This is a genomic window from Pseudomonas sp. H1_F01, assembly GCF_054681425.1.
In genome coordinates, this window is record NZ_CP162823.1 from 1,907,127 (window position 1) to 1,928,731 (window position 21,605).

Consider the following 21,605-nt stretch of genomic DNA (forward strand, 5'->3'; position numbering starts at 1 on the left):
AAAGGTAATGACCCATGCTGCAACTGATCCTCGGCGGCGCCCGCTCCGGCAAGAGTCGCCTGGCGGAAAAACTCGCCACAGACACCCAATTGCCAGTGACCTACATCGCCACCAGCCAACCCCTGGATGGCGAGATGAACGCGCGAGTCGTGCAACACCGCGCGCGGCGCCCGACCCAATGGGCGCTGGTGGAAGAACCCCTGGCCCTGGCGCGGGTGCTGCGGGAAAACGCCGCCCACGGGCAATGCCTGCTGGTGGATTGCCTGACCCTGTGGCTGACCAACCTGCTGATGCTCGACGACCCCGAGCAACTGAGCGCCGAACGCGAAGCACTGCTGGACTGCCTGGCCGCGCTGCCCGGGGAGATCATTTTTGTCAGCAACGAGACCGGCATGGGTGTCGTGCCACTGGGCGAGCTGACTCGCCGTTACGTCGATGAAGCCGGTTGGCTGCATCAAGCCTTGGCCGAACGTTGTCAGCGCGTCGTGCTGACCGTCGCCGGCCTGCCCCTGACTCTCAAAGGTACTGCGTTATGAATCACTGCTGGTGGCTGGACCCGTGCAAGCCCGTCGATACCCAGGCCCTGGAACAGGCTACGGCCCGTCAGCAACAACTGACCAAACCAGCGGGCTCCCTGGGGCGGCTGGAGTCGGTGGCGGTGCAACTGGCGGGCCTGCAAGGGCAGGTCAAACCGAGCCTGGAGCGGCTATGGATCGCGATTTTCGCCGGTGACCATGGCGTGGTCGCCGAGGGCGTATCGGCCTATCCCCAGGAGGTCACCGGGCAGATGCTGCTCAACTTCGTCAGCGGCGGCGCGGCCATCAGCGTCCTGGCGCGGCAACTGGGCGCGTCGCTGGAAGTGGTGGACCTGGGCACCGTCACGCCTTCGCTGGACCTGCCCGGCGTACGGCACCTGAACGTCGGGCCGGGCACGGCGAATTTTGCCCAGGGCCCGGCGATGACGGTGAGCCAGGGCGAGCAGGCCTTGCATGCCGGACGCGACAGCGTGGCGCGTGCGGTCGCGGCCGGGACGCACTTGTTCATTGGCGGCGAGATGGGCATCGGCAACACCACGGCCGCCAGCGCCCTGGCCTGCGCCTTGCTCGAATGCCCGGTGGCGCATCTGGTCGGGCCGGGCACGGGGTTGGACGCGGCGGGTGTCAGCCGCAAGGCCCAGGTGATCGAACGGGCCCTGGCGCTGCACGCTGTTCAGGGCAGCGACCCGTTGCAGACCCTGTTCAACCTCGGCGGTTTTGAAATCGCCGCGTTGGTCGGTGCGTACCTGGCCTGTGCCCAGCAGGGCGTCGCCGTGCTGGTGGATGGTTTCATCTGCAGTGTCGCGGCCCTGGTGGCGGTGCGCCTCAATCCCGCGTGCCGGCCCTGGTTGCTGTTCGGCCATCGCGGCGCCGAGCCGGGCCATCGCCACGTGCTGGAAACCCTCGGCGCCGAACCGCTGCTGGACCTCGGCCTGCGCCTGGGCGAGGGCAGTGGTGCGGCGTTGGCGGTGCCACTGTTGCGCCTGGCCTGTGACCTTCATGGACAAATGGCGACGTTCGCCGAAGCGGCCGTGGCGGATCGCCCGGCATGACCTTGCGCCTGGACCTGCTGCGTCACGGCGAAACCGAGCTGGGCGGTGGCTTGCGCGGCAGCCTCGACGATGCCTTGACGGCCAGGGGCTGGGAGCAGATGCACACGGCAGTCGTGCAAGGCGGGCCCTGGGATTGCCTGGTGAGTTCACCGTTGCAACGTTGCGCCCGTTTCGCCGAGCAACTTGGTGCCCGACTCGGCGTGCCGGTGCAGCTGGACAAAGATCTGCAAGAGCTGCATTTCGGCGCCTGGGAAGGCCGTAGCGCAGCAGCGCTGATGGACACCGACGCCGAGGCACTGGGCCAGTTCTGGGCCGATCCCTATGCCTTCACACCCCCCGAAGGCGAGCCGGTGCTGGCGTTTTCCAGCCGCGTGCTGGCGGCGGTCGAACGCCTGCACTCGACCTATGCCGGTCAGCGGGTCTTGCTGGTCAGCCATGGTGGCGTGATGCGCCTGCTGCTGGCCCAGGCCCGGGGTCTGCCTCGGGAGCAATTGCTCAATGTCGAAGTCGGCCATGGCGCGCTGTTTTCCCTGGCTGTGTCGGCAGGGCCCGTGCTCAAAGAGGCGGATTGACGATGCTGCCCTTCTGGATCGCCTTGCAATTTCTCAGCAGCCTGCCGGTGCGCCTGCCCGGCATGCCCGAGCCTGAACAGCTGGGTCGTTCGCTGTTGCTCTATCCGGTGGTGGGGCTGTTGTTCGGTGTTTTGCTGTGGCTGCTCAATGCACTGCTGCTGGGCACGCCGTTGCTGCTGCACGCTGCGCTGTTGCTGAGCGCGTGGGTGTTGCTCAGCGGCGGCCTGCACCTCGATGGCCTGGCCGACAGCGCCGATGCCTGGCTCGGTGGTTTTGGCGATCGCGAGCGCACGCTGCTGATCATGAAAGACCCGCGCAGTGGGCCGATCGCAGTGATCACCCTGGTGCTGGTGTTGCTGCTCAAATTCACCGCGCTGCTGGCGTTGATCGAGCAGGGACAAACGTTGGCCTTGGTCATCGTGCCGGTGCTGGGGCGTGCCGCGTTGCTCGGCCTGTTCCTGACCACCCCTTACGTGCGTGCCGGTGGGTTAGGCCAGGCGCTCGCCGATCACCTGCCGCGACGCTCGGGCTGGCAGGTGTTGGCGGCCTGTGCGTTGGGGAGCCTGCTGCTGTTGGGCTGGACCGGGCTGTGGACGCTGGTGGTTGCCGCGCTAGTGTTCATCGGGCTGCAACGGATGATGCTGCGCAGGCTGCAAGGATGCACCGGGGATACGGCGGGCGCCTTGCTGGAACTGCTGGAGATGGCCGTTCTGGTAGCGTTGGCGTTGAGTTGAATCCGGATCTTGCTGGCAGGACAGCGTTCATTTAAATTTGCATTCATTCAGTCGCGGGTATATACACGCATCATGCTTCCTTCCCAATGTCTGTGCATCAACCTGCGTCGTGCCGCCCGTGGCGTCAGCAGATATTACGACGGCGCCCTCGACGGCTTCGGGATCAACGTTGCCCAGTATTCTTTGCTGAGCAACCTGGCGCGCCTGGACCAGCCGAGTATTTCTTCCCTGGCCGAGGCCATGGGCCTGGACCGCAGCACCCTGGGTCGTAACCTGCGGGTGCTGGAAGGCGAAGGGCTGGTGGCGCTGGCCGAGGGTGACGACCTGCGTAACCGCATCGTCGTGCTCACTGAAACGGGGCAGGCCCGGCTGGCGGCGGCGTTGCCTGCCTGGGAAGCGGCGCAGCAGAAACTGATCGATAAGCTGGGCGCCGAAAAGCGTGCGACCTTGCTGGCCTTGCTGGATGAACTGGCGTGAAGCCGGTTCGTTCGATAATAAGTGGGTATATACCCGCGACCGGAGAACAAGAATGACATCGATGTGGCGTACCTGTGGTTGGGTCCTGGTGGGCAGCGCGCTGATCCTGGCGTTGTCCCTGGGCGTACGGCATGGCTTCGGCCTGTTCCTGGCGCCCATGAGTGCCGAGTTCGGCTGGGGCCGTGAGGTATTCGCCTTCGCCATTGCCTTGCAGAACCTGATCTGGGGCCTGGCGCAGCCGTTCACCGGCGCGCTGGCCGACCGCTTCGGTGCGGCGAAAGTGGTGCTGATCGGCGGTGTGCTGTACGCAGTGGGCCTGGTGTTCATGGGCATGGCCGATTCGCCATGGTCCTTGTCGTTGAGCGCGGGCCTTTTGATTGGTATCGGTCTGTCGGGCACGTCGTTTTCGGTGATTCTGGGTGTGGTCGGACGGGCCGTGCCGCCGGAAAAACGCAGCATGGGCATGGGTATCGCCAGTGCCGCCGGTTCCTTCGGCCAGTTCGCCATGCTGCCCGGTACGCTGGGGCTGATCGGTTGGCTCGGTTGGTCGGCGGCGTTGTTGGCGCTGGGGCTGCTGGTGGCGTTGATCGTGCCGCTGGTGAGCATGCTCAAGGACGCGCCGTTGCCGGTCGCTGGCCATGAGCAAACTCTGGTCGAAGCCTTGCGTGAGGCATGCAGTCATTCCGGGTTCTGGCTGCTGGCGATTGGCTTTTTCGTTTGCGGGTTCCAGGTGGTGTTCATTGGCGTGCATTTGCCGGCGTACCTGGTGGACCAACACCTGCCAGCCAGCGTCGGCACCACCGTGCTGGCCCTGGTCGGGTTGTTCAATATCTTCGGCACCTATACCGCCGGCTGGCTGGGGGGGCGCATGTCCAAGCCACGCCTGCTGACTGGGTTGTACTTGGTGCGGGCGGTGGTGATCGGTTTGTTCCTGTGGCTGCCCGTGACCACCACCACTGCGTATCTGTTCGGCATGGCGATGGGCTTTCTGTGGCTGTCGACGGTGCCGTTGACCAACGGCACGGTGGCGACCCTGTTTGGTGTACGAAATCTCTCTATGTTGGGTGGGATCGTGTTCCTGTTCCACCAGTTGGGCTCGTTCCTCGGTGGTTGGTTGGGCGGGGTGGTGTACGACCGTACCGGCAGCTATGACTTGATCTGGCAGGTGTCGATCCTGCTCAGCCTGTTGGCGGCGGCGTTGAACTGGCCAGTACGTGAACGTCCGGTGGCGCGCCTGCAAGTCCAGGCCGGCGCAGCATGAGTCGTGTCGGCCCGTGGTTGATCGCTGCCGGTGCCGGCCTGCTGCTGGCGTTCGCCTGGTGGGGTTGGCATCAGGGCGGGTTGGCCTTGATGCAGCTGGGCATGGGCAACTGCTGAACAATGGACGGCATCGGACGCTGCGAGTAACGTCGTGGTCTGACGTGCTTTTAAGGAAGATAGACATGTTGATGCGTTGGTTTGCTGTTCCCGCCCTGTTGCTGGCTGTGACCGGGCAAGTCTGGGCCGCCGGTTGCCCACCGTTGCTGGAAGGTTCGTTGCCCAAGCTGCGGGCCAAGGAAACCATTGATTTGTGCCAGCGCTTCGCCGGCAAGCCGCTGGTGGTGGTCAACACTGCCAGCTTCTGTGGGTTCGCCCCGCAATTCAAAGGCCTCGAAGCGCTCAACCAGCGCTACAAGGAGCAAGGGTTGCAAGTGCTGGGTGTGCCGTCCAATGACTTCAAGCAGGAGTCCAAGGACGGTGCTGAAACCGCCAAGGTCTGCTACGTCAATTACGGCGTGACCTTCACCATGACCGAACCTCAACCGGTGCGCGGTGCGGATGCGATACCGTTGTTCAGGCACCTGGCTGAACAATCCAGCGCGCCGAAATGGAATTTCTACAAGTATGTGGTGGACCGCCAGGGCAATGTCGTAGGCAGTTTTTCCAGCCGGATCAAGCCTGACGATCCCGATTTCATCAAGGCGGTGGAAGCGGCCATTGCTTCCAGACCCTGATCGCCAGCCACGAAAAAGCCCCGCCTCTTTGCAGAGTGCGGGGCTTTTTTTCGCTTCAGGTGGCGAGGGGTTCAGGTTCGCCGTGAAACATCAGAAGCGGTAGGTTGCACCGACACCGAAACCGTTGGCGCTGTTTTCATATTTGGCGTTGTAGGACTGGCCGAGGGCGTTGCTGCCGCTGACGTTGACTTTTTCTTCCTTGAGGTAGGAATAAGCCACGTCGATGGTCAGGTCGTCGGTCGGGCTCCAGCCGGCACCGAGGCTGAAGATGGTCCGGTCGCCAGTAGGGATGCGTGGCGAGCGGTCGGCGTTGTTGGTCGGTGCCTGGTCGAAGGACAGGCCGGTACGCAGTACCCACTGTTTGTTCAACTGGTAGGAAGTACCGATGGCGTAGGCCCAGGTGTCGTGCCAGTTTTGCTCTTCGGTGATGGTACCGAGGAAGGCAGGAGCGAACACACCACCCGATGTTGTCACCCCTTCGTTATTCACGGTGATTTCTTTCAGGCGACTCCAGCGTGTCCAGGTGCTGCCCGCATAAACGGTCCAGGCATCATTGAGCTTTTGGGTGACCGAAAAGTCCACCGATTCAGGTGTGGTGATGTCCAGCGAGGCATCGTAGCGCCCGTTATTCAAAAGTACCGCAGGAGTACCGGCGCCAGGGCTCACTTCAGTGTGGCCTTCAAGCTTGTACTTGACCTTGGAGTGGTAGGTCAGGCCGACACGAGTGGTGTCGGTCGCCTGGACCAGCACGCCAATGTTGTAGCCGTAGCCAATGTCGTCGCCCTTGATCTTCACGTCGCCGTCATTAGCTGAAAACGGAGTGTTCAGCGTCGACTCCAGAGAGCCGGAAATACGGTTGATGGTCGGGCCGAAACCGATCGATACCTTGTCGTTGAAGGCATAGCTGACGGTTGGCTGGAACGTGACGACCTTCACTTCGCTCTTGCTACCGAAGTTGCCGCCCTGGAAGCCGTTTTCATAATCGGTGATCAAGCCAAACGGTGCGTAGACACCCAGGCCGAATGCCCATTGATCATCGATAGGCTTGACGTAATAACCCATCGGAACGCCGGTCAGCGGGACCATGTCGCCCTTGTTAGTGCCGGACTTGGTGCCGCTGGCATCGTCGATATCGGTGGAGGCATCAATGGCGGCGAAGCCACCGGTGACTTGCTGGCGCTTGAGGCGCGACATGCCGGCAGGGTTGCCAAACACGGTGCTGGCGTCATCGGCAGCGGAAGAACGACCTGCGAAACCAGTGCCCATGCCACTGATGCTTTGTTCGTTCAAGGCAAAGCCACTGGCGAAAAGTTGGGTGGATGCCAAGGTCACGGCAAGGCCAAGGGTGGTTTTGAGCATGATTTTTTTCATTGTTAGAACTCCTGATGATCACCGGGGCGAAAATTACCAACATTTTCGTGCAAGCGCTATAGCCCGTATCGCTTGATTTAGAGGGGTTTTGTAGGACAATCCGACCAGATTCGCGACCGTTGCAGGAAGTTTCCAAATTTCCACATCAGCAAGCGACCTGATTCATGGGTGAAACACAGCTTCGCCATGCGCAGGTGAAATCTCGCAGGCGCCCTTGGGGGTGAAAGGTTTGTCGCCAGATGCGGGCCATGCCAAGCAGGTCATCGGCTTCAGGAAGCGGAGTGTTCTGTTCCTCCACCAGCAGCCAGGCAATGGCGGTGGCATAGCGCAGGTTGACGGTCAATTCCAGGTGCGGGCCGCTGAGAAAGGCGTGCTGGCTGGCCAGGCCGCGTACCAGGCTGGCTCGTTCCGGGTCCAGCGCCAGGTAATGGTCCCAGAGTGCCTGGTGTCGGGGCTCGGTAATGCGATACAGGCCATGCCCGCGGCGATCATGCAGGGCTGAACCCAGGGCGGACTGGCTGGCGGCAATACCCAGCAACAAGGATTCCGCAGTTGCGCTGTGACGCTCAAGGTAGAGGAGCGTCGGGCGGATCACATATCGACACAGTTCGCTGGCAGCGATACCCATAAAACCCTCGAAGTGTGAAATGGGCGGAGCCTGAAGAGTGTGGGCTTGGCAGCGGTGGATCGGTCCAGGCCCCGCCGGAAGCGGATCATGCCGCTTGACTTGAAGTGTAGTGTCATATTTACGTTGTAAAGGACTGTTTTTAAAACATCTTCAACGAACGGTTATAACTGTTATATCCCTTGGTACTTACGCCGTTTCGCTTGATCGAGAAATTCCAGGCAATAAAAAACCCCGCTTTTTGGGCGGGGCCTTTGGGGTTTCAGCCTTTCTGGCGTCTCAGGCAACCAGTGCCTGGCGGGTACGCTCGATCACGGCCTGCAGCGGTTCGGCGCTGGAGTACTGATCGGGGTACAGGCGTTCGCTGTGACGGGCGATGCCGTGTTCGTTGACCAGGGTGAAGCTGAAGCAGCCTTTGCGAGCGGCCATGATCAGGCAGTTCATCGGGGCAAAAGCGTTGGTGAGGGTGCGGATAGCATCCTGTGCGTGGATTTGAGTAGACATGTTATGGGTGTTCCTACAAATGACACGGTTAAGAACCGTGCAACGTTAAAACGTTCCAGTAACGTCGACCACCATTGGTCGAACGAAGAACCCGACTGGAACAAAGCAGCCAGTTTGAGCGCTATATAAAGTGCGCGCTTGGGCTGGCAGGTAGGTACTTAGGAGGGCAGGCAACACATCAAGGGCAAAGGTTCTGGGCCCGGGGTGAAGATCCTGATCAATTTTGCAGGTTGGTTCGGTCAGAGTAATGAGCCTGGCAACACCCTTTGCATTCGATCAAAGGCTGTGTTGACGCAAGGTTTACCTGGAAACCATCGAGGGGGCCGGTCTCCTTTTTTCGGTGAGGTGTCCTTTGAAGGATGGCTGACCGTGGAGATGTGTTCGACCCGGAATTGACTTTCAGCTTGGTACTAACGCTGCGGATAATAACGGATCGAACTCGTGAAGGGAAGGGCGTTGGTTAAAAAATATTCAAGCAGGGCCATGCGTCGATGTCGGGATCGGACGCGTAGCACAGGACCCAACTGTACTCGGGTGTGTCCATGCCACCCACGCCGCGCGCAAGGCCCGAGGTTTATCCCCAGGTTTTACCGCCAGATGCGCCAAAAAAGCGCAGCGTTATAACCCATTCGGCTGTTACTTGTGCACACTCGCTGCACCACTTGTCACTGTACTGTCATGTCGAAACAATCCGGGGTGGGTGCCTGTATCCAAAATTTAAGTCAATGAAAAACATCGCTTTTTTTTACTGGTGAAAAAATCGTCAGTTTGAGCGCAGGCCCCGTTCCACAGGGCTTTGCGCGAGTTCAGGGTGGGTTGTCCACTGAGTTATCCACAGCTTCTGTGGATTGTCCCAAGCGCTTGCTCTAGCACGGGCGTGCTGGTTTTTTTCGGCTTTACCCGTACGAAAAAAGGAGTAGAGTGGCGCGCCTTCCGATCTAGCCCACAGTGTTTTATGAAGTTTCGCTCCGTATCAAATCCTGTTACCTCCACATCCCATGGTGTTACCCCACCCAAGCGTATTTCGATGCGGGTGGCCGAGTGGCTACTCGACAGCCCGAGACTGGGAGATAGCCCCAGCGTCAAGCACTTGGCCGGCCGTTTACTCAAGCAACCGGCCCGTGAAGGCGTGGTGGCCGCGCAAAGTCGCCTCGGACAATTGATGTGCCGTGAATGCGGCAACGCCCGGGATCGCCGCATCGGCCAGGACCTGCTGCGCCAGGCCGCGCGGGCCGGCGATGATCGAGCCCGCCGGGCCCTCGGTGAAATCGAAGGCTGAAAACGAAGACCGAGCTGGGCAACCCCCGGCCGCTTGGTTAACCTTCGGGCTTTATTTGATCGGCAGGAATTGTCATGGCTATGGATTTGACCAGCCTGTTGTTTGGCCTGGCGGGCGCTGCGGTGCCATTGCTGGCACTGGCCTGGCACCTGCAACGCCAGGCCGGCGCTGCGCAGACCGAACAGGCCCTGCTGGAAGAACGCCTGGCCACCGCGCACATGGCCCACGACGGCCTCAATGCCCAGCTCGATGCCTGCCGCGATGAGATCAGCGACCTGAGCCAGGCCAACGCCGCCAAGCAAGCCGAGCTTGCCGCAGCCTGTCGTGAAGTCGAGTTGTTGCAAATCGAGCGGGACAACGCCCGGGATGCGGCCCACGCCTGGAACCTCGAGCGCGCCAACAAGGAAGCAGAATTGCGGCGGCTCGATGCCCAGGCGGCGTCGTTGCATGCCGAACTGCGCGAGCAGCAGGAAAGCCATCAGCAACGCCTGGATGATCTGCAAGGTTCGCGCGACGAGTTGCGGGCACAATTCGCCGAGCTCGCCGGAAAAATCTTCGATGAGCGTGAGCAGCGTTTCGCCGAAACCAGCCAACAGCGCCTGGGCCAGTTGCTCGATCCGCTGAAGGAGCGCATCCAGTCCTTCGAAAAACGCGTCGAAGAAAGTTATCAGGCCGAGGCCCGGGAACGTTTCTCCCTGGGCAAGGAGCTGGAGCGCTTGCAACAGCTGAACCTGCGCTTGAGCGACGAGGCCACCAACCTCACTCGGGCACTCAAGGGCCAGAAGACCCAGGGCAACTGGGGCGAGTTGATTCTGGAGCGGGTGCTCGAACATGCTGGCCTGGAGAAGGGCCGCGAGTATCAGACCCAGGTCAGCCTCAAGGGCCCGGACGGCGAGCGTTTCCAGCCGGACGTGTTGATTTATCTGCCTGGCGACAAACAAGTAGTGGTCGACTCCAAGGTCAGCCTCACGGCCTATCAGCAGTACGTGGCCGCCGAAGATGACGCCATTGGCCAACTGGCCCTCAAGCAACATGTGGTGTCGTTGCGAGCCCACGTCAAAGGCTTGGCCGGCAAGGACTACAAACGCCTGGACGGTTTGCACAGCCTGGATTTCGTGTTGTTGTTCGTGCCGATCGAAGCGGCGTTTTCCGCCGCCTTGCAAGCCGAGCCGAACCTGTTCCAGGAAGCCTTCGACCGCAACATCGTGATCGTCAGCCCGACCACGTTGCTGGCGACCCTTCGGGTGATCGATAGCTTGTGGAAGCAGGAACGCCAGAGCCAGAACGCCCGGGAAATCGCCGAGCGGGCCGGGTGGCTGTATGACAAGTTCGTCTTGTTCATCCAGGACCTGGATGAGATCGGCAGTCGCTTGCAGCAGTTGGACAAAGCCTACAGTGCCGCGCGCAACAAATTGACGGAAGGGCGCGGCAACCTGATCAGCCGCAGCGAACAGCTCAAGCTGCTCGGCGCCCGGGCCAGCAAGAGCTTGCCCAGCGAATTGCTCGAACGGGCGATGACCGATGCGGATGGGCTGCCTGAGTTGCCGGAAGAAGCCAGCGAGAAAACCCAGGGCTGAAACACAAACCCAAGGCTGAAGCAGAAGCTTGTGGCAAGGTCATCTTCTGGGAGCAAAGCTTGCTCGCGATGGCATCCTTGAGACCGACTTCGCGGGCAAGCCTTGCTCCCCACAAGATTTTCCATCGCCACAGGGGAACAGCGTGTCCCTCTGCCCATTACAACGGCAAATGCCGACTCAACAACGCCCGCAACGCCGCCGGCTTCACCGGCTTGGCCAGGTAATCCAGGCCTGCGGCATGCACCTGGGCTATCATCTCGGGTCGGCCGTCGGCGCTGATCACCACACCGGGAATCGGTTCGCCCATGCGCGTGCGCAACCAGGCCATCAGCTCGGTACCGGTCTCGCCGTCGTCCAGATGAAAATCCACCAGCGCCAGTTGCGGTCGGCCGCCCTGGGCCAGCCAACGCTCGCATTCTTCCCGGTTGCGCGCCGTCCACACCTGGCAACCCCAGCGTGTCAGCAGGCTGTTCATGCCAATCAGGATGCTGTCTTCGTTATCGACGCACAGCACCTGGGCGCCGCTTGGCAAATGACCGTTGGGTTCAGCCGCGGGACTCGGTGCGACGACCTGTGTATGGGCCAAGGGCACGCTGACGCTGAACACGCTGCCACGCCCCGGCCAGGAGCGCACGCGCAAGGTATGGCCCAGCACGCGGCATAGCCCGTCGGCGATGGCCAGGCCCAGGCCCAGGCCTTTTTCGGCGCGGGTCTGGTGGCTGTCCAGGCGTTTGAACTCTTCGAAAATGACCTGCAGCTTATCCTCGGCGATGCCCGGCCCGCGATCCCAGACCTCCAGGCACAACTCGCCGTTGCGCCGGCGTACCCCCAGCAACACAGGGCCCTTGGCATAGCGGAAGGCGTTGGTGAGGAAGTTCTGCAGAACCCGCCGCAACAACTTGATGTCGCTGTCGACCCGCAGTCGCGAGCCTCGCATTCGGAATTTCAGGCCTTGTTCCTGGGCCAGCGCCGTGAACTCGGCGCCCAAGGTGTCGAACAATTCGTTGAGGACGAACGGCTTGCGGTCGGGATTGATCTTGCCGTTTTCCAGGCGGGAGATGTCCAGCAGGTCGGTGATCAGGTCTTCAGCGGAACGCAGCGAACTGTCCAGATGCTGCACCAATTGCCGGGCCTCGCTCGGCAAACCCTCGTGCTGGTGGGACAGCGCGGCAGAGAATAGCCGCGCGGCGTTGAGCGGTTGCATCAGGTCGTGGCTGACCGCAGCCAGGAATCGGGTCTTGGATTGATAGGCCGCTTCGGCGGTGCTCTTGGCTTCGGTCAGGGCCAGGTTCAGTTGCGATAATTCCCGGGTGCGTTCGGCCACCCGTTGCTCCAGCCCCTCGTTGGCTTCGGTCAGCGCTTGCGCGGCCTCACGGAACGCGGTGATGTCAGTGAAACTCATGACGAAACCGCCACCGGGCATCGGGTTGCCGATCAGCTCGATCACCCGGCCGTTGGGGAACAGTCGTTCAGAGGTATGGGCACGACCCTGGCGCATCCAGTGCAGGCGTCGGGCGACGTGAACTTCGGCTTCGCCTGGGCCGCAGAGACCACGTTCGGCGTTGTAGCGGATGATATCGGCAATGGGCCGGCCAACACTGATCAAGCCGTCCGGATACTTGAACAGCTCCAGATAGCGACGATTCCAGGCCACCAGCCTGAGGGACTGGTCGACCACGCTGATGCCCTGGCTGATGTTCTCGATGGCGCCTTGCAACAGCGCGCGGTTGAACTGCAAAACTTCCGAGGCTTCGTCTGCGATCCGCACGACGTCTTCGAGCTGCATCTCCCGACCTTCAATGGCGGCCTTTACCACAGCCCTGGTCGAAGAGGCCCCGAGTACACCGGCCAGCAGGCGTTCGGTGTGGGCGATCCATTCGCTGTCGGCGTTCTGGGTCGGGTTGAAGCCTTTGCCCTGGCGGTAGGCAAAGCGAATGAAACTCTGCCGCGCCCGCTCCTCGCCGACGAAACGGGCGGCCAGTTGCAACAGGTCTTCGATGTGCACCGCCAGCATTGAGCGGGGGTTGGGGCGGGCGCTGATTTCCTGGCCGATGAAGCGTCCGGCCTGCCAGTGTTCCGAGACGCGTGTGCGCGACAGCACGGACACCCAGGCGAACAACGTGAAGTTACCGGCCAGGGACAGGACCACCCCTTGGGTCAGGGGAGTAATCGGCAGGTTCAATGGATTGCCGTGCAGCCAGGCCAGGCCCGGGAAGCTACTGAGCGACCAGCCCAGGCTGTGAGCGGCGATCGGCAACACCAGGGTGTAGAACCACAGGAAAATCCCCATGGCGAGGCCAGCGAACACACCGCGGCGGTTGGCCTGTTTCCAGTACAGCGCGCCGAGCATGGCCGGGGCCAGTTGGGTCACGGCGGCGAAGGCGATCTGGCCGATGGTCGCCAGGCTCGCCGTCGAACCCAGCAGGCGGTAGCTGACGTAGGCCAGCAACAGGATCACGACGATGCTCACCCGACGCACCGACAGCATCCACTGGCGGAACACTTCGAAGGGCCGCTCGGCGTTGTTGCGGCGCAGCAGCCACGGCAACAGCATGTCGTTGGAGACCATGGTGGACAGCGCCACGCTGGCCACGATCACCATGCCGGTAGCCGCCGAGGCGCCACCAATGAACGCCAGCAATGCCAGGGCCGGATGGGCCTGGGCCAGCGGCAGGCTGATGACGAAGGAGTCCGGCAATACGGAGCTGGGCAGCATCATTTGCCCGGCGAGGGCGATGGGCACCACGAACAGTGCGGCCAGGGCCAGGTAGGCGGGGAATACCCACTTGGCCAGGCGCAGGTCCTGGGGTTCGATGTTCTCCACCACGGTCACGTGGAACTGTCGTGGCAAGCAGATGATCGCCATCATCGCCACCCCGGTCTGCACCACCATGGATGGCCAGTTGATTGTTTCTTTCCAGTACTGCTCCAGCCGTGGGGCGAGCATGGCCTGGTTGAACAGGTCGTCGAAGCCGTCGTACAGGCCGTACGTCACGAACGCACCGACCGCCAGGAAGGCGAACAGCTTGACCAGGGATTCGAAGGCAATCGCCAGCACCATGCCACGGTGGTGTTCGGTGGCGTCCAGGTTGCGGGTACCGAACACGATGGTGAACAGCGCCAGGATCAGCGAGACGATCAGCGCGGTGTCCTGGGCGCGGGTGCCCATGGCATCGGCGCCGGCACCGATCAACAGGTTCACCCCGAGCACGATGCCCTTGAGCTGCAAGGCGATGTACGGCAGCACGCCGACCAGGCAGATCAGCGCGACCACTACCGCCAGGGATTGGGACTTGCCATAGCGGGCGGCGATGAAGTCGGCGATGGAGGTGATGTTCTCCTGTTTGCTGATCATCACCATTTTCTGCAGGACCCACGGCGCCAGCACCAGCAGCAGGATCGGCCCGAGATAGATCGGCAGGAATGCCCAGAGCTGTTCGGCGGCCTGGCCTACGGCGCCAAAGAACGTCCAACTGGTGCAGTACACCGCCAGCGACAGACTGTAGACCCAAGCCCGCACCCGCGGCGGCAGCGGCGTGCTGCGCCGGTCGCCGTAGAAGGCGATGGCGAACATGATGGCCATATAGGCCAGGGCGACAACGGCAATCAGCCCGCTGGACAGCGACATGGAAACTCCCGGACAAAGACACCGGGACTTGAGCCCGGCAGGACAGTCTCGCATGCCCGCTCGGGTTCGTCAGTGTCGACCAAGGTCGAGGCGCGGTGGGGTGTCGCAGGTGCGGGGAATGCTCAAGTTATTGGGTGTTCTTTCGGGCCTCTTCGCGAGCAGGCTCGCTCCCACATTCGATCTTAAGTGAACTCAAGTTTTGTACTCACTGGTGACCAAGTGTGGGAGCGAGCCTGCTCGCGATGGCGTCGTCACTGACCCAACGCGATATCCACCAACCGATACAACTCCCCAACTTCCAATGGCGCGGTGGCAAAGAGGATACGAAACACCGTCGGCGCCACCACCACATTGATCAGCCGTTCGACGCCTGGATTGGGCTCATCGGGGTAGCGGTCCAGGATGATCTGCAACTGACGGCTGAGGATCCCCACGCAATACCCCGGCGTGGCGCAGGCCTGGATGTCGCGCATCATGTTGCGACCGGGCTCGGAACTCATTTCGTCCAGGTACTGTTCGGCCCAGGCGAGCAGGTCGCCGCGCAGGCTACCGGTGTTGGCGGGGTCGCTGTCGGGGCGCAAGCGGGCGATGGCGACATCGGCCAGCAGCGCCGGCAGATCACCCCAGCGCCGGTAGATGGTGGACGGCGTCACCCCGGCGCGCGCAGCGATTTGCGGCACGGTCAGGGTCGCGCGGTCCTGCTCTTGCAGCAGGTCGCGGACCGCCGAATGAATCGACTCTTGGACCCGGGCGCTTCGACCGCCGGGGCGTAAACCTTCTTTAATCGCCATGCGTCAGACCTTAACACAAAGAATTTGCTTTAAGCGCATGCTGGTAGCACACTCCACAAAAGCAAAAAATTAGCTTTTGCGAATACTCCTGTGGAGCGTGCCCATGTCCCGTCCAGCTTCGACCCGCGCCAGCCTGATATTCCTGGCGCTCACCTTGCTCGGTTTTCTCGCCGCGTCCAGCGCGCCGACGCCGTTGTATCATCTCTACCAGGAACAATTGCAATTTTCCCCGGCCGTCCTGACGCTGATTTTCGGTGTGTACGCCTTCAGTCTGCTGGCGGCCTTGCTGACCGTGGGTTCGCTGTCGGATTACCTGGGCCGCAAGCCGGTGATCTTCGTGGCGCTGTTGCTCAACATGCTGGCGATGCTGCTGTTTATCAGCGCCGACAGCGTTGCCTGGTTGATCAGTGCCCGCTTGATCCAGGGATTTGCCACCGGCATGGCCACCAGTGTGCTGGGGGCTGCCTTGCTGGATTTCGACCGTCGCCAGGGCCCGCTGATCACCAGTGTCGCGCCGCTGTTGGGCATGGCATGCGGGGCGCTGGGCTGTGGCCTGCTGGCTGAATTCGCGCCGTTGCCCTTGCAACTGACGTACTGGCTTCTGTTGGGCTTGTTCCTGGCCCAGGCCGTTTACCTCTGGCGGCTGGCGGAAAGCGTCAGCCCGCAACCCGGTGCCTGGCAGTCCCTGCGGCCAACCCTGCATGTGCCGCCCCAGGCGCGGCAAGCCTTGTGGCGGGTCCTGCCACTGGACCTGGCGGCCTGGGCCGTGGGCGGTTTCTACTTGTCACTGGCACCGTCCCTGGTGCGAGCGGCAACCGGATCGACCTCCAACCTGATCGGTGGCGCGCTGGTGGCGGTGTTGACCCTCAGCGGCGCGTTATCCATCTACCTGCTGCGCAACCAGGAGGCCGACAAGATGTTGCGCCTCTCCGCGAGCTTGCTGGTGGTCGGTCTTGCATTGGTGCTGGCGGCGGTGCATGGCGCCAGCTTGCCATTGTTCTTCATTGGCACGCTGGTCACCGGCAGCGGTTTTGGCGCGGGATTCCTGGGGGCGCTGCGCAGCATCATGCCGCTGGCGTTGCCCCACGAACGGGCCGGTTTGATGTCGGCGTTCTATGTCCTCAGTTACCTGGCCTTCAGCCTGCCGTCGCTGCTGGCGGGGAACCTGACGCGGGTGTTCGGATTGATCCCGACCACCGATGGCTATGGCGCGGTGTTGATTGTGCTGTGTGTCGTTGCGTTGTTGGGGTTACGTCAATCCATGAGACCGGTCAGCGATGGCGCGCGGCCTTGAAACCAAGGGTGCGGGCGTCGCTGGCAGTAGGTTAGTCTTGGCGCCTCAGTCTTTTTTCCGGACGATCCCTTGAAAATCATTCGCAGCAAGTCCTTCACCGGGGACCGCGCCTGGGCGGCGCTGGATATCGCCAACATGAATGGTGTCACCACGCGCCTGCACTGGACCGATCAGCCGTACAAATGGCACGTCAATGACGGCGAGGAAGTCTTCGTGGTGCTCGATGGGCAAGTGCGGATGTGCTATCGGGAAGAGGGTGTCGAAAAGGAAACCTTGCTGGAGGCCGGGGACATTTTCTACGCCTCGGTGGGCACCGAACATGTGGCCAGGCCCTTGGGCGAAGCGAGAATCCTGGTGATCGAGACCGAAGGCAGCGTCTGATGGTTATCTGCTAAACCGATAACATATAGAGAGATTACCCGTTATATAGATATTCGATTCGGCTCTAGCATGGCTCCACCTTATCCGAGGACAGGAGTTCGCCATGACATGCTGCGCTGCAAAAAACCGCTTGCGTCCATTGAGCCATTTGCCCAGGCCGCTGGAGGCCATTCGCCAATTCACGCCTAACTGGTTTGCCGTGGTCATGGGCACCGGAGTGTTGGCGCTGGCCTTGGCGCAATGGCCTGGGAATGTGTCGGGCCTGCGCCTTTTGGGTGAAGGCTTGTGGTTGTTCAACACGCTGTTGTTCGTGGTATTCGCCCTCCTGTACACGGCCCGTTGGGTACTGTTCTTCGACGAAGCACGACGGATTTTCGGTCATTCAACGGTCTCGATGTTTTTCGGCACCATTCCCATGGGGCTGGCGACCATCATCAACGGCTTTTTGGCATTTGGGCTGCCGCGCTGGGGGAGCGGTGTGGTGGCGGTGGCTGAGGCGTTATGGTGGATCGACGTGGCCATGTCGTTGGCCTGTGGTGTGCTGATCCCATTCTTGATGTTCACCCGCCAGGAACATCGCATCGACCAGATGACCGCCGTGTGGCTCTTGCCGGTGGTGGCCGCCGAAGTCGCGGCGGCCAGTGGCGGGCTGTTGGCGCCGCATCTGGCCGACGCTCATGGGCAACTGGTCATGCTGGTGACCAGCTACGTGCTCTGGGCCTTTTCCCTGCCGGTGGCGTTCAGCATCCTGACGATTTTGCTGTTGCGCATGGCGCTGCACAAACTGCCTCACGAGAACATGGCCGCCTCGAGCTGGCTGGCCCTCGGCCCGATCGGCACCGGCGCCCTGGGCATGTTGCTATTGGGCAACGATGCCCCGCTGATTTTTGCCGCCAATGGCCTGTCCGGCGTGGGTGAAATCGCCGCCGGGTTGGGTCTGGTGGCTGGTATCACGCTGTGGGGGCTGGGGTTGTGGTGGATGTTGATGGCGCTTCTGATCACCGCGCGCTACCTGCGCGCAGGCATTCCCTTCAACCTCGGCTGGTGGGGCTTTACCTTTCCCCTGGGCGTGTACGCGTTGACCACGCTGAAGCTTGCGGACCTGCTGGGCCTGGTTTTTTTCAGCGTGTTCGGGGCTGTGCTGGTGGCGATGCTGGTGGTGATGTGGCTGATCGTCGGGCGGCGTACGGTCCTCGGTGCCTGGCACGGTGAGTTGTTTGTGTCGCCCTGTATTGCAGGGCTGGCGAAATAATCGCTAAAGACAGGTAATGTGTGGCCTGGATCAAAAAGCGTCATTCCAATAAGCGTCCACGTCACTCAGGAACATGGAAGATGAGTCACCCTTCGCAGTTCACCTTGCTTCGCACGCGGCGTTTCCTGCCGTTCTTCATCACGCAGTCCTTGGGCGCGTTCAACGACAACATTTTCAAGCAGTCGCTGATCCTCGCCATCCTCTACAAATTGACCATCGAGGGCGACCGCTCGATCTGGGTCAACCTCTGCGCGCTGCTGTTTATCCTGCCGTTTTTTCTGTTCTCGGCTCTGGCAGGGCAGTTCGGCGAAAAATTCGCCAAGGACGCGCTGATTCGTCTGATCAAGCTCGGCGAAATCGCCATCATGGCGGTCGGCGCAGTAGGGTTTCTGTTCGATCACTTATCGCTGATGCTGGTGGCGCTGTTCGCCATGGGCACGCATTCGGCGTTGTTCGGCCCGGTGAAGTACTCGATCCTGCCCCAGGCCTTGCGTGAGGAAGAGTTGGTCGGCGGCAACGGCCTGGTGGAGATGGGCACCTTCCTGGCGATCCTGGCCGGCACCATCGGCGCCGGGATCATGATGTCCTCGGCGCATTACGCACCCGTGGTGTCCACTGCGATCATCGGTGTTGCCGTGCTCGGTTACCTGGCCAGCCGCAGCATTCCGCGCGCAGCGGCGGCCTCGCCGCAGATGCGCCTGAACTGGAACATCTTCAGCCAATCCTGGGCCACCCTGAAACTGGGGTTGGGGCAAACCCCGGCGGTGTCCCGTTCGATTGTCGGCAACTCCTGGTTCTGGTTCGTCGGGGCGATCTACCTGACGCAGATCCCGGCCTATGCCAAGGAGTGGATGCACGGTGACGAAACCGTGGTGACCTTGATCCTGACGGTGTTCTCGGTGGGGATCGCCTTGGGTTCGATGCTCTGCGAAAAGCTTTCCGGGCGCAAAGTCGAGATCGGCCTGGTGCCGTTCGGCTCGTTCGGGCTGACGGTGTTCGGCCTGCTGTTGTGGTGGCATTCCGGTGGAATCCCCGACAGCGTCGAGGGGCACGGTTGGCTTGAAGTGCTCGGTTTCGGTCACGCCTGGCTGGTGCTGATCGACATCCTGGGCCTGGGTGTCTTTGGCGGTTTCTATATCGTGCCGCTGTACGCGTTGATCCAGTCGCGCACGGTGGAGAACGAGCGGGCGCGGGTGATTGCTGCCAACAACATTCTCAACGCGTTGTTCATGGTGGTCTCGGCCATCGTCTCCATCGTGCTGCTGAGCCTGGCCAAACTGTCGATCCCGCAACTGTTCCTGGTGGTGTCGTTGCTCAACATTGGCGTCAACGCCTACATCTTCAAGATCGTTCCCGAGTTCAGCATGCGTTTCATGATCTGGCTGCTGAGCCATTCCATGTACCGCGTGGAGCACCGCAATTTGGAGGCGATCCCGGATGAAGGGGCTGCGCTGTTGGTCTGCAACCACGTCTCCTTCGTCGATGCCTTGCTGATTGGCGGCGCGGTGCGTCGGCCGATTCGCTTCGTGATGTACTACAAGATCTACAACCTGCCGGTGTTGAATTTCATCTTCCGTACCGCTGGGACGATCCCGATTGCCGGGCGCCAGGAAGACATTCACATCTACGAAAAAGCCTTCAAGCGAATCGCCCAATACCTGAAGGACGGTGAGTTGGTCTGCATCTTCCCTGAAGGAAAGCTGACCGGTGACGGTGAGATCAATGAGTTCAAGAGCGGACTGACACGCATCCTCCAGGAGACCCCGATGCCGGTGATTCCCCTGGCGTTGCAGGGGTTGTGGGGCAGTTTTTTCAGTCGCGACCCGGCCAAAGGGCTGTTTCGTCGATTCTGGTCGCGGGTGACGCTGGTGGCGGGGTCGGCGGTCGCGGTGGAAGTGGCTGAGCCGGCGAAGTTGCAGGCGTTGGTAGGGGAGTTGCGTGGGACCGTCCGCTAGAACGAAAAACTGAAGGAGAAGACCTGTGGGATTAAAACCTGTGGGAGCAAAGCTTGCTCACGATGGCGTCCTTGCGATCGCTATCGCGGGCAAGCCTTGCTCCCACAGACCCTGCTCCCCACAGGTTTTACTCCACAAGTTCCACAGCTCCTAGAAGGTCTTGCTCCTACAGGAGGGCTTAAGCGCTGACCTTGAGCCCGATCAACCCTGCAACGATCAACGCCACGCTGGCCAGACGAACCAGCGCCATCGACTCACCAAACAAAATGATCCCGGCGATCACCGTGCCCACGGCACCGACCCCGGTCCAGATCGCATAGGCTGTACCCAGCGGCAGTTCCTTCATTGCAAGGCCGAGCAGGCCAAGGCTGATCGCCATGGCGGCGATTGTCAGTGCAGTGGGGAGAGGGCGGCTGAAGCCGTCGGTGTATTTCAGGCCGACAGCCCAGCCGACTTCGAACAGGCCGGCAAAAAACAGAATGATCCAGGACATCACACACCTCATCGATGGATGGGGTCGTCCCCGGATAACGGTTGCTATGGCGTTGCGGGGTCGTCCCCGCATTGGGCGCAAGAATGCCCAATGCTGACGATTCGGTCAAGATTCGCCTTCAGTCCGTCGCTTGACGGGCCTGCAGTTCACGGTCCTGTTTTTCGCTCATGCGCCGGAAGTACGTCGAGAGCAGGGCGCCGGAAATGTTGTGCCAGACGCTGAACAGCGCGCTGGGTACCGCCGCCAGTGGCGAAAAGTGTGCACTCGCCAGCGCTGCACCCAGGCCGGAGTTCTGCATGCCGACTTCCAATGACAGGGTTTTGCGCTGGGCCAACGGCAAGCCGAACAAACGCCCGGTGAAGTACCCCAGCAGATAACCGAAGCTGTTGTGCAGCATCACGATGGCCATGATCAGCAGGCCGGATTCGGCGATTTTCGCCTGACTGGCTGCAACCACCGCCGCGACGATGATCACGATGCTCACCACCGATATCAGTGGCAGCACTTCTACCGCATGACGAACCCGGGCACCCAGCAGGCGTTGGGCAATGATGCCCAGTGCGATCGGCAACAGGACGATTTGCAGGATCGACCAGAACAGCGCCGAGAACGACACCGGCAACCAGGCCGAGGCCAGCAGCCAGATCAGCGCCGGGGTCAGCAGAGGGGCAAGCAGGGTCGTGAGGGCGGAAATCGCCACGGCCAGGGCCAGGTCACCGCGAGCCAGCCAGGTCATGACATTGGACGATGTGCCGCTCGGGCAGCAGCCCACCAGGATCACGCCGACGGCGATCTCCGGCGGCAGACTGAACACTTGGCAAAGCAGCCACGCCGTACCGGGCATGATCACGAATTGGGCAACCACCCCCAAGGCGACGCGCCCTGGATGACGGGCCACTTCGGCGAAGTCTTCCAGCTTGAGTGCCAGGCCCATGCCGAACATCACCAGGCCCAGCAGCGGCACGATGGCGATTTTTAGACCGATGAACCAAGCTGGCTGCAGAAACGCCACCACCGCGAAAATCAGTACCCAGTAAGCGAAGGTATTGCCGACAAAGCGACTCAATGCAGCCAATGCGCGCATGACCTG

Annotated in this window: 20 protein-coding genes; 13 read left to right on the top strand and 7 right to left on the bottom strand. The window is 61.6% G+C overall.

The genetic code is table 11. The features are described 5' to 3' along the window. Nucleotides 1-14: 14 nt before the first annotated feature. From cobU to AB4O09_RS08770, 7 genes are all read left to right on the top strand, one after another. Nucleotides 15-536, top strand: a complete 522-nt coding sequence (cobU, locus tag AB4O09_RS08740; protein WP_003204628.1) for a bifunctional adenosylcobinamide kinase/adenosylcobinamide-phosphate guanylyltransferase — start codon at nucleotides 15-17, stop codon at nucleotides 534-536. After that, complete coding sequence (cobT, locus tag AB4O09_RS08745) at nucleotides 533-1,588, top strand: nicotinate-nucleotide--dimethylbenzimidazole phosphoribosyltransferase (protein WP_013694061.1); 1,056 nt, start codon at nucleotides 533-535, stop codon at nucleotides 1,586-1,588. Before cobU ends, cobT begins: the two co-directional genes overlap by 4 nt. After that, the gene (gene cobC / locus AB4O09_RS08750) at nucleotides 1,585-2,160 is read left to right on the top strand and encodes an alpha-ribazole phosphatase family protein (protein WP_013694060.1); all 576 of its coding nucleotides are present in this window, start codon (nucleotides 1,585-1,587) and stop codon (nucleotides 2,158-2,160) included. Before cobT ends, cobC begins: the two co-directional genes overlap by 4 nt. 2 nt (nucleotides 2,161-2,162) lie before the next feature. Then, the gene (locus tag AB4O09_RS08755) at nucleotides 2,163-2,894 is read left to right on the top strand and encodes an adenosylcobinamide-GDP ribazoletransferase (RefSeq protein WP_013694059.1); all 732 of its coding nucleotides are present in this window, start codon (nucleotides 2,163-2,165) and stop codon (nucleotides 2,892-2,894) included. 72 nt (nucleotides 2,895-2,966) lie between these two features. Continuing rightward, entirely contained in the window at nucleotides 2,967-3,371 is a 405-nt protein-coding gene (locus tag AB4O09_RS08760; protein WP_003204618.1) for a MarR family winged helix-turn-helix transcriptional regulator, read from the top strand. A 52-nt stretch (nucleotides 3,372-3,423) separates the two neighbouring features. After that, nucleotides 3,424-4,632 carry an MFS transporter gene (locus AB4O09_RS08765; protein WP_003204616.1) on the top strand — a complete coding sequence of 403 codons (1,209 nt, stop codon included), beginning with the start codon at nucleotides 3,424-3,426 and terminating at the stop codon, nucleotides 4,630-4,632. A 181-nt stretch (nucleotides 4,633-4,813) separates the two neighbouring features. Next, nucleotides 4,814-5,365, top strand: coding sequence for a glutathione peroxidase (locus tag AB4O09_RS08770; protein WP_003204612.1), 552 nt, complete (start codon nucleotides 4,814-4,816; stop codon nucleotides 5,363-5,365). A 90-nt stretch (nucleotides 5,366-5,455) separates the two neighbouring features. Here the strand turns inward: AB4O09_RS08770 and AB4O09_RS08775 are convergent, their stop codons facing one another. The 3 genes from AB4O09_RS08775 to AB4O09_RS08785 form a co-directional block, all read right to left on the bottom strand. Continuing rightward, the gene (locus AB4O09_RS08775; RefSeq protein WP_003204610.1) at nucleotides 5,456-6,736 is read right to left on the bottom strand and encodes an OmpP1/FadL family transporter; all 1,281 of its coding nucleotides are present in this window, start codon (nucleotides 6,734-6,736) and stop codon (nucleotides 5,456-5,458) included. A 145-nt stretch (nucleotides 6,737-6,881) separates the two neighbouring features. Continuing rightward, nucleotides 6,882-7,364, bottom strand: coding sequence for a hypothetical protein (locus tag AB4O09_RS08780; RefSeq protein WP_013694058.1), 483 nt, complete (start codon nucleotides 7,362-7,364; stop codon nucleotides 6,882-6,884). Between the two features lie 276 nt (nucleotides 7,365-7,640). Next, a complete protein-coding gene (locus tag AB4O09_RS08785; RefSeq protein WP_003204606.1) occupies nucleotides 7,641-7,865 on the bottom strand; it encodes a hypothetical protein in 225 nt (74 codons plus the stop codon). Between the two features lie 955 nt (nucleotides 7,866-8,820). On the opposite strand from AB4O09_RS08785, the gene AB4O09_RS08790 reads away from it, so the two are divergent. Together AB4O09_RS08790 and AB4O09_RS08795 are read left to right on the top strand one after the other, a co-directional pair. After that, nucleotides 8,821-9,144, top strand: coding sequence for an SEL1-like repeat protein (locus AB4O09_RS08790; RefSeq protein ID WP_003204604.1), 324 nt, complete (start codon nucleotides 8,821-8,823; stop codon nucleotides 9,142-9,144). A 188-nt stretch (nucleotides 9,145-9,332) separates the two neighbouring features. After that, nucleotides 9,333-10,721 carry a DNA recombination protein RmuC gene (locus AB4O09_RS08795; protein ID WP_161796658.1) on the top strand — a complete coding sequence of 463 codons (1,389 nt, stop codon included), beginning with the start codon at nucleotides 9,333-9,335 and terminating at the stop codon, nucleotides 10,719-10,721. A 157-nt stretch (nucleotides 10,722-10,878) separates the two neighbouring features. On the opposite strand, the gene AB4O09_RS08800 is transcribed toward AB4O09_RS08795, so the two are convergent. Together AB4O09_RS08800 and AB4O09_RS08805 are read right to left on the bottom strand one after the other, a co-directional pair. Then, nucleotides 10,879-14,349, bottom strand: coding sequence for a hybrid sensor histidine kinase/response regulator (locus AB4O09_RS08800; RefSeq protein WP_003204600.1), 3,471 nt, complete (start codon nucleotides 14,347-14,349; stop codon nucleotides 10,879-10,881). A 251-nt stretch (nucleotides 14,350-14,600) separates the two neighbouring features. After that, nucleotides 14,601-15,140: a TetR/AcrR family transcriptional regulator gene (locus AB4O09_RS08805; RefSeq protein WP_013694057.1), complete on the bottom strand. Its 540-nt coding sequence runs from the start codon at nucleotides 15,138-15,140 to the stop codon at nucleotides 14,601-14,603. A 103-nt stretch (nucleotides 15,141-15,243) separates the two neighbouring features. On the opposite strand from AB4O09_RS08805, the gene AB4O09_RS08810 reads away from it, so the two are divergent. From AB4O09_RS08810 to AB4O09_RS08825, 4 genes are all read left to right on the top strand, one after another. Then, nucleotides 15,244-16,434, top strand: a complete 1,191-nt coding sequence (locus AB4O09_RS08810; RefSeq protein WP_027911893.1) for an MFS transporter — start codon at nucleotides 15,244-15,246, stop codon at nucleotides 16,432-16,434. 69 nt (nucleotides 16,435-16,503) lie between these two features. Further along, nucleotides 16,504-16,815: a cupin domain-containing protein gene (locus AB4O09_RS08815; protein ID WP_003204594.1), complete on the top strand. Its 312-nt coding sequence runs from the start codon at nucleotides 16,504-16,506 to the stop codon at nucleotides 16,813-16,815. A gap of 103 nt (nucleotides 16,816-16,918) precedes the next feature. Further along, nucleotides 16,919-18,067 (top strand): TDT family transporter, encoded by a 1,149-nt coding sequence (locus AB4O09_RS08820; protein ID WP_028237382.1) that lies wholly within the window; start codon nucleotides 16,919-16,921, stop codon nucleotides 18,065-18,067. 80 nt (nucleotides 18,068-18,147) lie between these two features. Next, nucleotides 18,148-20,022 carry an MFS transporter gene (locus tag AB4O09_RS08825; protein WP_460108101.1) on the top strand — a complete coding sequence of 625 codons (1,875 nt, stop codon included), beginning with the start codon at nucleotides 18,148-18,150 and terminating at the stop codon, nucleotides 20,020-20,022. Between the two features lie 178 nt (nucleotides 20,023-20,200). Here the strand turns inward: AB4O09_RS08825 and sugE are convergent, their stop codons facing one another. Continuing rightward, on the bottom strand, nucleotides 20,201-20,515 hold the full coding sequence (sugE, locus tag AB4O09_RS08830) for a quaternary ammonium compound efflux SMR transporter SugE (RefSeq protein ID WP_003204587.1): 315 nt from the start codon (nucleotides 20,513-20,515) through the stop codon (nucleotides 20,201-20,203). A gap of 118 nt (nucleotides 20,516-20,633) precedes the next feature. Further along, nucleotides 20,634-21,599 carry a bile acid:sodium symporter family protein gene (locus AB4O09_RS08835; protein ID WP_003204585.1) on the bottom strand — a complete coding sequence of 322 codons (966 nt, stop codon included), beginning with the start codon at nucleotides 21,597-21,599 and terminating at the stop codon, nucleotides 20,634-20,636. Nucleotides 21,600-21,605: the final 6 nt, after the last annotated feature.

Excerpts from the sequence above, each read along its gene's own strand:
- cobU (WP_003204628.1), top strand. The coding sequence starts at position 15 with ATGCTGCAACTGATCCTCGGCGGCGCCCGCTCCGGCAAGAGTCGCCTG.
- cobT (WP_013694061.1), top strand. The coding sequence starts at position 533 with ATGAATCACTGCTGGTGGCTGGACCCGTGCAAGCCCGTCGATACCCAG.
- cobC (WP_013694060.1), top strand. The coding sequence starts at position 1,585 with ATGACCTTGCGCCTGGACCTGCTGCGTCACGGCGAAACCGAGCTGGGC.
- AB4O09_RS08755 (WP_013694059.1), top strand. The coding sequence starts at position 2,163 with ATGCTGCCCTTCTGGATCGCCTTGCAATTTCTCAGCAGCCTGCCGGTG.
- AB4O09_RS08760 (WP_003204618.1), top strand. The coding sequence starts at position 2,967 with ATGCTTCCTTCCCAATGTCTGTGCATCAACCTGCGTCGTGCCGCCCGT.
- AB4O09_RS08765 (WP_003204616.1), top strand. The coding sequence starts at position 3,424 with ATGACATCGATGTGGCGTACCTGTGGTTGGGTCCTGGTGGGCAGCGCG.
- AB4O09_RS08770 (WP_003204612.1), top strand. The coding sequence starts at position 4,814 with ATGTTGATGCGTTGGTTTGCTGTTCCCGCCCTGTTGCTGGCTGTGACC.
- AB4O09_RS08775 (WP_003204610.1), bottom strand. The coding sequence starts at position 6,736 with ATGAAAAAAATCATGCTCAAAACCACCCTTGGCCTTGCCGTGACCTTG.
- AB4O09_RS08780 (WP_013694058.1), bottom strand. The coding sequence starts at position 7,364 with ATGGGTATCGCTGCCAGCGAACTGTGTCGATATGTGATCCGCCCGACG.
- AB4O09_RS08785 (WP_003204606.1), bottom strand. The coding sequence starts at position 7,865 with ATGTCTACTCAAATCCACGCACAGGATGCTATCCGCACCCTCACCAAC.
- AB4O09_RS08790 (WP_003204604.1), top strand. The coding sequence starts at position 8,821 with ATGAAGTTTCGCTCCGTATCAAATCCTGTTACCTCCACATCCCATGGT.
- AB4O09_RS08800 (WP_003204600.1), bottom strand. The coding sequence starts at position 14,349 with ATGTCGCTGTCCAGCGGGCTGATTGCCGTTGTCGCCCTGGCCTATATG.
- AB4O09_RS08805 (WP_013694057.1), bottom strand. The coding sequence starts at position 15,140 with ATGGCGATTAAAGAAGGTTTACGCCCCGGCGGTCGAAGCGCCCGGGTC.
- AB4O09_RS08810 (WP_027911893.1), top strand. The coding sequence starts at position 15,244 with ATGTCCCGTCCAGCTTCGACCCGCGCCAGCCTGATATTCCTGGCGCTC.
- AB4O09_RS08820 (WP_028237382.1), top strand. The coding sequence starts at position 16,919 with ATGACATGCTGCGCTGCAAAAAACCGCTTGCGTCCATTGAGCCATTTG.
- AB4O09_RS08825 (WP_460108101.1), top strand. The coding sequence starts at position 18,148 with ATGAGTCACCCTTCGCAGTTCACCTTGCTTCGCACGCGGCGTTTCCTG.
- sugE (WP_003204587.1), bottom strand. The coding sequence starts at position 20,515 with ATGTCCTGGATCATTCTGTTTTTTGCCGGCCTGTTCGAAGTCGGCTGG.
- AB4O09_RS08835 (WP_003204585.1), bottom strand. The coding sequence starts at position 21,599 with ATGCGCGCATTGGCTGCATTGAGTCGCTTTGTCGGCAATACCTTCGCT.